This window comes from Polyangium fumosum (genome assembly GCF_005144585.1).
Taxonomy (GTDB): Bacteria; Myxococcota_A; Polyangia; order Polyangiales; family Polyangiaceae; genus Polyangium; species Polyangium fumosum.
Genome location: NZ_SSMQ01000147.1, coordinates 1 through 10,949, shown reverse-complemented (window position 1 = coordinate 10,949; position 10,949 = coordinate 1). Strand labels below are relative to the sequence as shown.

Sequence of the window (10,949 nt, the reverse complement as noted above, 5' to 3'; positions counted from 1 at the left end):
GCCCACGCCTGCGCCCGCGCCCGTGGCGGCGACGCCTGCGCCCGCGCCCGTGGCGGCGACCCCCGCGCCTGCGGCCGTGGCGGCGACCCCCGCGCCCGCGGCCGCTGCGGAGGGCCCCTCGCTGCTCGACTCCGCGCTGGTGTCGCTGGTCGACTCTGCGCCGGTGCTCTCCGACCCCGCGCCGGTGCTGACGGACTCTGCGCTGACGGAGTCCGCGCCCGCGCTGACGGATTCCGCGCAGGTGCTGACGGACTCCGCGGCGAAGCTGACGGACTCGGGGCCGAAGCTCTCGGACTCGGGGCCCACGCCGAACGACCCCTCGCGCCCGAGCCAGCGGCCGACGAAGCCCGTCCTGCCGCCGAAGCCGCCGCAGACGCCGCCGCAGGCGCCGCCGCGCAAGCCCGCCGGGCCTCCGCCCATCCCCATGCGGCGCGAGCCTCCGCCCAAGGCCGCGGCGCCGCCGATGCCGCCGAAGGAGCGCGCGCGCTTGCAAGAGCAAGCGATGCAGCTCGAGCTCGACGGCAAGTGGGCCGAGCTCTGCGACGTGTTCCGCAAGCTCGAAGCCGCCGAGCCCACGGCCGAGCGCAAAGCGCGCTACCTCTACCAGCTCGCGCTCGTCCACGTGGATCGTCTCGACCAGACGGATCGCGCGCTCGAGCTGCTCGACGAGGCGCTCGACAAGAACCCGAGCCTCGTCGAGGCCTTCGATCAGGTCGTGGCGATCCACGAGGGCCGCGCCGACTGGAAGAAGATCGAGCGCGCCTACCGCAAGATGCTGCACCGGCACGCGGGCACCGAGGACACCTCGCTCAAGCACCGGCTGTGGTTCAAGCTCGCCGAGATCTACCGCGACCTCTTCGACAACCCCGGCGCCGCCGTCGAGGCCTTCCGCATGGCCCTGCGCAACGCCACGCGCGAGGAGGCCATCGCCGATCACCTCACGATCGCCGAGCTCTGCGCGCACATCGGGCAGGTCGACGACGCGATCGCCTCGTACCAGTCCGTGCTGCGCGTCGATCCCGGGCAGGTCGACGCCTACCGGGCGATCTACCGGCTCAGCGTGGATCGCGGCGCCTACGATCCGGCGTGGTGCGCGGCGGCCGCGCTCGCGTTCTTGCGCGAGGCGGACGAGGAGCAGGTGACCTACTTCCAGGACTACCGCCCCGACGGCCGCATCCAGGTGAAGAGCCGCTTCGACAGCGACCTCTGGGCGCGCCACGTGTTCCACGAGGACCAGAGCCTGCTCGTCGGGAAGATCTTCGAGATGCTCGCGCGTGCTGCGATGAAGGCGAAGGTGGAGGCGCTCCGGCAACGCAAGGAGCTGCTCGCGCTCGATCCCTTCCTGCGGCAAGACCCGACGACGTCGAGCGTGCCCTTCGTGCGGACGATGGGCTGGGCGTCGCGCGTCATCGGCGTCACGTGCCCGGCGCTCTTCGTGCGCAGCGACGTGCCCGGCGGCATCGTCGCGGTGCCGACGGAGCCGCCCGCGTCGGTCGTGGGGCAGACGTTGCTCGGAGGTTTGTCCCAGGAGGAGCTCGCGTTCGTCGCGGGCAAACACCTCGCGATGTACCGCGGCGAGCACTACATCAAGCAGCTCTTCCCGAGCGCGGAGGAGCTCCGGGTCATCTTCCACGCGGCCGTGAAGATGGTGATGCCCGACGCGAACACGCCGCGCGACGTGGACACGCGCGCCGAGGCGACGGCGAAGGCGTTGCGCTCGTTCATGGGTCCCCGCGAGCAGGACGGGCTCCGCGTCGTGGTGCGGAAGTTCATCTCGGAGCGGGAGGAGGCGGACATCGGCCGGTACTTCCGCGCCGTCGAGCTCACGGCCACGCGCGCGGGGTTCATCCTGTGCGGCGATCTCGGCGTGGCGAAGAAGCTCATCGCCGCGGAGCCGACGCTCCCGGACGATCCGCTTCCCTCGGACAAACTGAAGGATCTGCTCGCGTACTCGGTGTCGGAGAGTTACCTCGCGGTGCGCCAGATGCTCGGGATCGCGATCGGGCAGGAGTAACTCGCCCGCGGCGCGGATCATTCGCCGCGCGGGGCGAACCGCGCGGGGGTGTTCGGGTCGAGCAAGTACCCCTTGGGGTGGTTCAGGAGGAGCGCGCCGAGCCCCTCCTTGCGCAAGCTGCTCAGCGCGACCCGAAGGCGCGCGACCGCCGCGCCGGACAGGATGCGCTCGTTCGGCCATCCCTTCGCCACGAGATCCTTCACCGACATCGGCGCGCCGGGGCGTTCGAGGCGCTGCTCCGTCAAGGCGACGAGGAGACGCCCGAGCAGGCGCCGGCGCAAGCAATCCACACGCCTGCCCGAGGGCAGGCGGAACCATTCCCCTTCGGGATGGACGAGCAGCGCCGTGTCCTCGGACGGCCGTCCCTGCGCAAGGAGCGCGTGTTCGAGCGAGCGGCGCGCGCGGGTCACTTCGAGGCGCGGCGGGGCGAGGGTTGCCGCCGCGAGCCGTCGCTTCGCGGCGGCGAGGTGCTGCTCTGCTCCCGCGAGATCACCGCCGGCCGTGGCTTCGCGGGCGAGCGCGAGGTCGAGGTGCCCGCGCAGGTAGTGGATGACCGCGGCGTTCGTGGGCCGCTCCCGCGCCCAGCTCGGGCGCTCTGCTTCGGCGAACGCCTCGCGCGCGGCGTCGAGCCGCCCGGCCGTCGCCTCGACGCTGCCGAGCCACGCGTGGATGGCGACCTCCATCGAGTGCTGATCGCGCAGGCTGACGAGCGCGCGCTTGCAGCTCTCCCGCGCCTCGCTCAACCGCTGCGCCATGAAGAGGTGGCTCCCTTGGTGCCCGAGGACCACGCCGAGCGTGTAGCGATCGCCGATCTCGCCCGCGATGCGGATCGATTGTTCCCAGTAGGCCTCCGCTTCGTCCGAGCGGCCGAGCTCGTCGGCGATCGACGCCAGGCTGCTGAAGCAATTGGCCAGGTTCCGCCGGTTGCCGAGGGCGCGGTGAAGGGCGACCGCGCGCTCGCCGTGCTCGCGCGCTTCTTCGAGGCGCCCGAAATGGATCTGCGTGATGCAGAGGTTGCCCTCCGCCATTCCCTCGAAATGGATGTCGCCCGCCTCGCGGTGGAGGGGCAGCGCCTTCAGGAACGAATCCCGCGCTTCGTCCTGCGCGCCCTCGAAGACCCGGATCACGCCGAGCACGCTCAGGGCGCGCCCCTGGAGGCGGCGATCGTCGGGCAGGATGAGCCCGCGCGCGCGTTCGAGTGCTGCATGGGCCTCGGCGAGACGACCTTGAAAGAGGTGGACGAGTGTCCTGGTGAAGCGCGCTCGCACGAGCGCGTCGTGGTCGCGGGTTTGGGTCGAGAGGGCGCTCACCTCCTCTGCATCGGCGAGGGCGCGCGGATAATCTCCCATCAGCCGGTGCACCTCGGCGCGCGCGGCGAGCGCCCGCGCGCGGAGGTCGGCGTCGAGCCCGGCCGCGCCCGAGGCGCCGAGGACCGCGTCGTGCAGGGCCGCGGCCAGGCGGAGCGGCCCGTGCACCGTGAGCGCCGGCTGGAGCGCGAGCGCGACGCGCGCCGCCGTGCGCACGTCCTCGGCGCGCGCCGGCCCGAGGCGCTCGAACGCGCGGCGGTGCACCGCGAGCAGGTTCTCCCGCTCGGCCAGGAGCCAGCGCCGGGCCTCGACGCCCTCCGGCCCGTCGGCCTTCGTGGCCCAGAGGCTCGCCTGCTCCTCGTAGTAGGCCGCGTGCCGCGCGACGGCGGCGTCTTCTGCGCCTCGCTCGCGCAGCCGGTCCCACGCGTAGTCACGGATGCTGAGGTAGAGCGTGAAGCGCGCGTCGTCGGGGCCCTCGCGCGGCGCCTCGCGCGCGAGCAGCGATCGATCCCGGAGCGACTGGAGCACGTCGGCCACGCGCGGGGCGCCCTCGCCGAGGTCGATGACCCGTTCGGCCGCGTAGAGATCGAAGCTGCCGCGAAAGACGGCGCAGTGCGCGAAGACGGCTTGCTCCCAGGGGTCGAGCGCCCTCCACGACGCGTCGATCGCGTCGCGCAGCGAGCCGTGCCGCGGCCCGCCGCTCGACGCCCCACGCACAAGCACGTCGAAGCGGCGGCGCAGGTGGTCGAGCAGCGTGGCCGTGGAGAAGACGCGCATACGCGCGGCGGCGAGCTCGAGCGCCAGCGGCAGGCCATCGAGCTCGCGCACGAGCGCGGCCGCGCGGGGCGCTTCGTCCGTCGTGAGGGCGTAGCCGTGCGCGACGAGCCCGGCGCGATCGACGAAGAGGCGGACCGCTTCGGAGTCGGCGACGTCGGCGCTCCCCTGGGGGAGAGGCAGCGGACCGAGCTCGAGGATGGCCTCGCCCTCGACATCGGTTCGTGTCCGTGAGGTGACGAGGAAGCGTGCGTCCGGCGCGCGCTCGTGCAGGACCGGGAGCGTCGCCTGGGCGTGGACGACGAGGTGCTCGAAGTTGTCGAGGATCACGAGCACCCGGCCGCGCGCGGCGATCGCGTCGGCGAGCTGCGCGAGCATGCCCGCGCTGTGGCCCGCGGTGAGGGGGACGTCCAGGGTCGCGCCGAGCGCCCCGCAGAGGCCATCGACGCCGGAGGCGTTGGTTAAATCGCAACTCCACGCGCCGCCTGGATAGGCTTCGGCGCGCCGGAGCGCGTACTCGTGGGCGAGGCGCGTCTTGCCCACGCCCGGCGCGCCGAGGACGCTCACGAGGACCTCGGTGGAGAGGCGGGCGTGGAGGGCTGCGAGCTCGGGCTCCCGTCCGATGAACCGCGTCGAGCGAGCTTTTACGTTGGTCCGCGGCGATGGGGACGAGCGCGGCGCGTTTCGCACGATCGTAGCCCAGGACTGTAGGGGACGACCAGGGGGGTGTCGACGACGTGCGCCTTTGCGTCGAGTGAGGGGCCGCACGTCGATGGGGAGCGGCGCCGACGCGCACGAAATCGCGGGGCCATCTTATCGAGAGATTATCGACATCTTATGCATCGGCGCGCCTGATTCGGTTACGAACGGTAGCCGGCACAATCGTGGACGATTGGAACGACGGGCCCCGCTTTGCTGCGTGCGCGTTGCTCATCCACGAAATGAAGGAGACGTCATGAACTTCGGGATAGGTGGTCGCGTGGCGACCGTGGTGTTGTGGAGCGCCTCGGCGTTCGCCTTGATGGGCTGCGGGGATAGCGAGTCGGCGACGGCGGGGGGCGCGGGCGGCAGCCCGGCGACGACCGTGGGCTCGGGCGGCGGTGGAATGGGCGGCGCGGGCGGGATGGGCGGCGCGGGCGGCGGCGGGATGGGCGGCACGTCGTCGACCGGGGGTTCGGTGTGTGGCAGCGGCACGACCGACTGTGACGGCACCTGCGTCGATACGGCGCTCGATCCGAAGAACTGCGGCGCGTGCGGCCAGGCCTGCCCGGCCGGCGAGCTTTGCTCGACGGGCGTCTGCGGCGTCGTTTGCCTGGGCGGAACCACGCAATGCGGGGAGGCCTGCAAGGACACCTCGGTCGATCCGGCGAACTGCGGCGCGTGCGACCAGGCCTGCCCGGCGGGGAGCGCCTGCCAAGGCGGCGTTTGCCAGGCGGCCGGCTGCGGCCCGGGGCAAACCACCTGCAGCGTCGGGATGAACCAATACTGCGCGACGATCAGCCTCGATCCGCAGAACTGCGGCGGTTGTGGCTTCGTGTGCCCCACGGGCCAGGTCTGCTCCGGCGGGCAATGCGCGGCGACCTGCACGGGCAAGACGTCCACCCTCTGCGGCGGCGGCTGCGTGGACACGGCCTCCGACAACCTCAACTGCGGCGCTTGTGGCAACGCGTGCGCCGCCGGCCAGGTGTGCTCGGGAGGCGCGTGCGCCGCGACGTGCGCGGCGAGCGAGGCGACGTGCGGATCGGGGGCGAGCACGCATTGCGCCGACGTGCATGACGACCCGCAGAACTGCGGCGCTTGCGGCGTCGTTTGCCCCGCGGGCCAGCTCTGCTCGAACGGGAGCTGCGCGCCGCATTGCAGCGGGTCCTCCGATACGAGCTGCCAAGGGCTCTGCGTGAACACGGACAACGACAAGCAGAACTGCGGCGCTTGCGGGAACGCCTGCGCGGACATGCAGGTTTGCTCGGGCGAACAGTGCGCCGCGACGTGCGCGTCCGGGTACACGACCTGCGGGGCCGGCGCCGGCGCGTATTGCGCAGAGCTCCCGAACGACCCGCAGAACTGCGGCGCGTGCGGACATGCCTGCCCGGTGGGCGAGGGCTGCTCGCAAGGCGTCTGCGCGGCTGCCTGCAGTGGCATCAACGGCACGCTCTGCGGCGGTCAATGCACGAACCTCCAGAACGACGCCAAGAACTGCGGGAGCTGCGGCTTTGCGTGCGCGGCGGGCGAGGTCTGCGCGGGCGGCCTCTGCGCGAGCGCCTGCACGTTGGGCACGTCCACGTGCACCGTGGGCGCCACCAAGCTCTGCGTCGACGTGTCGGTGGATCCGCAGAACTGCGGGAGCTGCGGGAACACGTGCGCGGCGGGCGAGGTCTGCTCGAATGGGACGTGCGGCGGCGCGTGCCAGACGGGGTATGACACGTGCGGCGTCGGCGATTCGGCCTTTTGCACGCATATCGACGACGATCCGAACAACTGCGGCGCCTGCGGCCAGAGCTGCGCGCCGCCGCCCAACGGGAGCGCCACGTCGTGCACCTTCGGCGCGTGTGGCTTCACGTGCCAGCCGGGCTATGCGACGATCAACAATGGCAATACGTGCCTCACCCTGAAGAACATCTCGGCGGGCTCCCATCACACCTGCGGGATCACCGAGAGCGGTGCCGTCATGTGCTGGGGGTACAATAGCCATGGCCAGCTCGGGGACGGCACGCAGACCGGCCGCACGTCGCCGGTCACCGTCCTCGGCCTGGGGGGACCGGCAACCAAGGTCGCGGCGGGTTCGCTCAGCACCTGCGCGGCGCTCACCAATGGCAAGGTACAATGCTGGGGGTACAACGCCAACGGCGAGCTCGGAAACAACACGAACCAGAACAGCCTCACCCCGGTCGACGTCCAGGGCCTCACCGATGTCGTCGACGTCCAGTCCGGGTTCCTGTTCACGTGCGCGCTGACCAGCGCGGGGGCGGTCGCGTGCTGGGGCTACAATGGCTATGGCCAGCTCGGGAACGGGACGACCAACAGCGCCATCGTCCCCGGGGTGGTCGATGGCCTGAGCTCCGGCGTCACGGCGATCGCCGTCGGGCGGTCGAGCGGTTCGCAGGATGGCACGGGCGCGCACGCGTGCGCCGTCACCGCCGCGGGGACGGTGAAGTGCTGGGGGTACAACGGCAATGGCCAGCTCGGTGACAACAGTACGACGACACGCGTCACCCCCGTCGACGTCCTTGGATTGAGCGGCATCGGAAGCATTGCGGCGGGTGGGTTGCACACCTGCGCCCTCACCAAGATGGGCGGGGTCAACTGCTGGGGGTACAATGGCAATGGCCAGCTCGGCAACCCGGCGCCCGGTGGCCAGTCCTTGACGTATGTGCCGGTGGTCGGCCTGAGCACGGGTGTTCTGGGCATCGCGGGCGGCGGGTACCACACCTGCGCCCTGACCCAGGCGAAGAAGACGCTTTGCTGGGGGTACAACGGCCATGGCGAGCTCGGAGACGGGACCACCTCCGGCAAGCCGGCGCCGACGGCCGTCCAGGGCCTTCCCGCGGGTGGCCTCCCGGGCATCGTGAAGACGGGGATCTTCACGAGCTTCGCGGAGACGGCGGACGGCCGCGTCCTCGGGTGGGGCCTCAATGAATACGGGCAGCTCGGGGACGGCACCACCACGGCCCGAAGCCTCCCGACGCCGATTCACTGACCCCACATCCGCGATCGGCGCGCGGCCCGCTCCCGGGCCCGCGCGCCCCTCCTCCCCGAATCCACCTTTCCGCGGGACGTTTGTCCTCGAAGAATCAGCCCCCGAGCGGCGACACCGGCGGCGGCGGCGGCGTCGCCGAGCTCGCCTCGTCCGGCAGGAGCTGGCGCAGGTGCCACGCCTGCATCGCCGAGCGCATCTCGGCCTCGCGCAGCGCGAGCTGCACGCGCCCCATGACCACGCTCGGCGCCACGATCAGGAACACGCTCCCGAGCGTCAGTGCCACGAGCGTCGGCACCTCGGGCAGCGACACGCCTTGCGGCAGGATCACCATCGTCCCGTTCTGGAACATGTACGAGCGCGGAATGATCCCGAGCAGCTCGAGGCCGAGCGGCACGAGCAAGCCGAGGGAGCCCGTCGCGAGGATCGCCGCGCGGAACCGGCCCGAGTGCGTCATCGAGAACGAGAACGTGAAGATCGACAGCAGCATCGGCACGAAGAAGAGCGGGCCGAACGCGCGCGTCACGAAGCCGAGCGCGAGGATGTTGAACAGAAAGGCGCCATAACTGAAGACGTAGAGCCGGCGCACCTCCTCGGACTGCGCCGCGAGGAGCTTCAGCGCCGCCGAGATCGCCGAGAGGCCCACGATCGCGAGCAGGTGCGCCGTGCTCCGCACGCCCATCCAGAGGGCGAGCGGAATCAAGAGGATCAGGTTCCCCACATCGAAGCGCACGCCGTCCCGCAAGGCGAGCCGCAGCCGGCCGAAGCCCCGCGCGCGCACTTCCACCCGCGCGTCGGGCACGATCTCGCTCGGCGGCGTGGTGATGATGCGGGCGAGGAGGCGGAGCGCGTCGCGGTTCGTCGGGTCGAGCGCGAGGGCGCGGCCGACCTCCTGCATCGCCTCGCGCCGGGCCTCGGCGGCCTCGGGGCCAGGTACGTCGGCGCGGCGCGCGGCGGCCTCGGCGGCGTGGGCGTGGCGGCTCGACATCTCGCGGCGCACCGAGACGTCCGTGTCGCCGGCGAGGAACCGCTCGATCACGTCGTGGAGATCGCGCGCCGAGGCGTACCGCGCGTCCGGATCGAGCGCGGTGGCTTTGATGCAGATGGCGTCGAGCTCCGGGGGCAGGTCGAGCGTCGGGGCGCGGGCCCTTGCGCTCCCGTCGACGCCCTGGAGCGTCGCGAGCATCATCGCGTTCCAGGTATCCTTCATGTGCAAAGCGTCGAGCGTCAGGATCTCGAACAGGATCGCGCCGAGCGAGTAGACATCGCTGCGCGCGTCGAGCGTGGTGACCTTCCCCATCGCCTGCTCGGGCGACATGTACCCGAACGTCCCGAGGATCTTTCCAGCGGCCGTCTTCAGGTCGTCCGAGGAATCGTCGAGCGAGAGCGCGACCTCGGGGGCGTCCTTGCGGAGCTTCGCGAGGCCCCAGTCGAGGATGTAGACCTCGCCGAAATCGCCGAGCATCACGTTCGAGGGTTTGAGGTCCCGGTGGAGCACGCCGCGGGAATGGGCGAAGTCCACGGCGAGGCAGGCCGCGGAGAACGCGCGGAGCAGCTTTTGACGGCTGTAGGCCTCGACGATCGCCGGGTCTTTTTTGCGCAGGCCCTTCACGATCTGCGCGAGCGTCAGGCCCCGCAGGCATTTCATCGTGAAGTAAATCGATCCCTCGATGTCGACGCCGAGGTCGTAGACGGGGACGATCGAGGGGTGCTCGAGTTGACCTTGGACCCGCGCTTCCCGCAGGAAGCGCGCGCGGACCTGCGGATCGGACTGGTAGATCGGCAGGATCACCTTGCGCGCGACGTCGCGGCCGATGCGGCTGTCTTTGCAGAGCGCGACCTCGCCCATCGCGCCGCGGCCGAGCTGTCGTCGCTCCACGTAACGATCGAGCGGCTCGACGCCGAAGCCCTCGCCTCCGGCAGGATCGACGGGCGGGGGCACGGAGAAGATCCGCGCAGGCGGCGGCACCGAGGTGCGCCCCTCTTCCTCCGGGGCCTTCGCCGGCTCTTCCACGGAGTCGTCGAAGAGATCGGGCTCGGAGGTCCGAGGACGCTTCATGGATTCAAAGCAAGCTGAAACCGCAAAAGCGGTCAAGCACCGTCCTCCAGGAAGCGCCGCGCCGCCCCCCGGGGCTCCGCCCCGGTCCCCGCGGGGGGCTGTCCGCCCCCTCGACCCCGGACCAGCGAGGCGCTGGACCCAGGGTTGAAAACCTGCGCGATGCGCAGGTTTTCAAACAGGCCGACGAAGAAGCGGGGGTGCCCGCCGAACCCGCAGCGCAGTTCGCTTGGTCGGCAACGCGATCGAGGCGTTTCCGCGGTACGAGCCGCTCGACACGAATGCGATCCGGGCGGCGGAGCGGGCGGCGCACAGCGGGCCTCGGGGCATTCGCGCGGCTCCGCAAGCTCGCGCCTGGGGGTAAGCTGGAGCAGGATTTACGGCGCGAGTTTCCGGCGCTCGGTCCGTGAGGAACGCGCTTCTCCACGTTTTTCTGCGTACGGGTTTCTCAGCTTGACGCGTTTCGGGCGCGGATGTCCAATCGCGCCATGCGCAAGGGGAAGGGGAAGCGCCGTCGTCCGATCCTGGCGGCCCTCTCGGTTTTGGTCGTGGGGGCGTTCGCGGGGTGTCTCGAACCCACGCAGATCACGCTGGAGATCGTGACCGATCTGGATTGCTCTCGGATCGACAGCACGGCCATCGTGGTGAGCAACGAGGCGCAGTCCGCCGACAAGATCCGGGATCCGGGCGCCGTGGCTGGTGAGTGCAACGGGGGGCGCATCGGGGCGATCGTGCTCTTGCCGAAGGACGCCAAGAACGAGGCGATCGCCATCAAGGTGGTCACGGGTGTCGGGCTCACGGCCGAGAGCTGCTTGAACGACCCGGAACAAACGCCGGCGCCGGGGCTTGGCTGCATCGTCGCCCGCAGGCGCCTGCGTTTCATCCCGTCGACGCCCCTCGAACTGCCGGTCAAGATGCGCGGGGAGTGTATCGGTGAAATCTGCGATCCCGAATCGACCTGCATCGCCAAGGGATTGTGTGTCGACTCCCTGGTGAACGAGCAGGCGTGCAAGGGGGAGGACACGGACGAGACGTGTCAGCCGACCGGCGGGGGGAGCGGCGGCAACAGCGGGGGGAGCGGCGGCAGCGGCGGGGGTATGGGCGGCA

General features: G+C 71.0%; 4 protein-coding genes and 1 pseudogene. 3 read left to right on the top strand and 2 right to left on the bottom strand.

What is annotated here, in order from left to right; all coding sequences use genetic code 11:
* A partial coding sequence (locus E8A74_RS50895; RefSeq protein WP_170230013.1) for a tetratricopeptide repeat protein occupies positions 1-2,014 on the top strand: 2,014 nt, incomplete at its 5' end.
* 17 nt (positions 2,015-2,031) lie between these two features.
* On the opposite strand, the gene E8A74_RS50890 is transcribed toward E8A74_RS50895, so the two are convergent.
* A complete protein-coding gene (locus tag E8A74_RS50890) occupies positions 2,032-4,662 on the bottom strand; it encodes an ATP-binding protein (RefSeq protein WP_136936456.1) in 2,631 nt (876 codons plus the stop codon).
* A gap of 388 nt (positions 4,663-5,050) precedes the next feature.
* On the opposite strand from E8A74_RS50890, the gene E8A74_RS50885 reads away from it, so the two are divergent.
* Positions 5,051-7,789, top strand: a complete 2,739-nt coding sequence (locus E8A74_RS50885) for an RCC1 domain-containing protein (protein ID WP_136936455.1) — start codon at positions 5,051-5,053, stop codon at positions 7,787-7,789.
* A gap of 94 nt (positions 7,790-7,883) precedes the next feature.
* Here E8A74_RS50885 and E8A74_RS50880 read toward each other — a convergent pair whose 3' ends face one another.
* Complete coding sequence (locus E8A74_RS50880) at positions 7,884-9,845, bottom strand: serine/threonine-protein kinase (RefSeq protein WP_136936454.1); 1,962 nt, start codon at positions 9,843-9,845, stop codon at positions 7,884-7,886.
* A 485-nt stretch (positions 9,846-10,330) separates the two neighbouring features.
* Here E8A74_RS50880 and E8A74_RS50875 point away from each other — a divergent pair.
* A pseudogene (locus E8A74_RS50875) lies at positions 10,331-10,949 on the top strand (hypothetical protein); the annotation flags it as partial.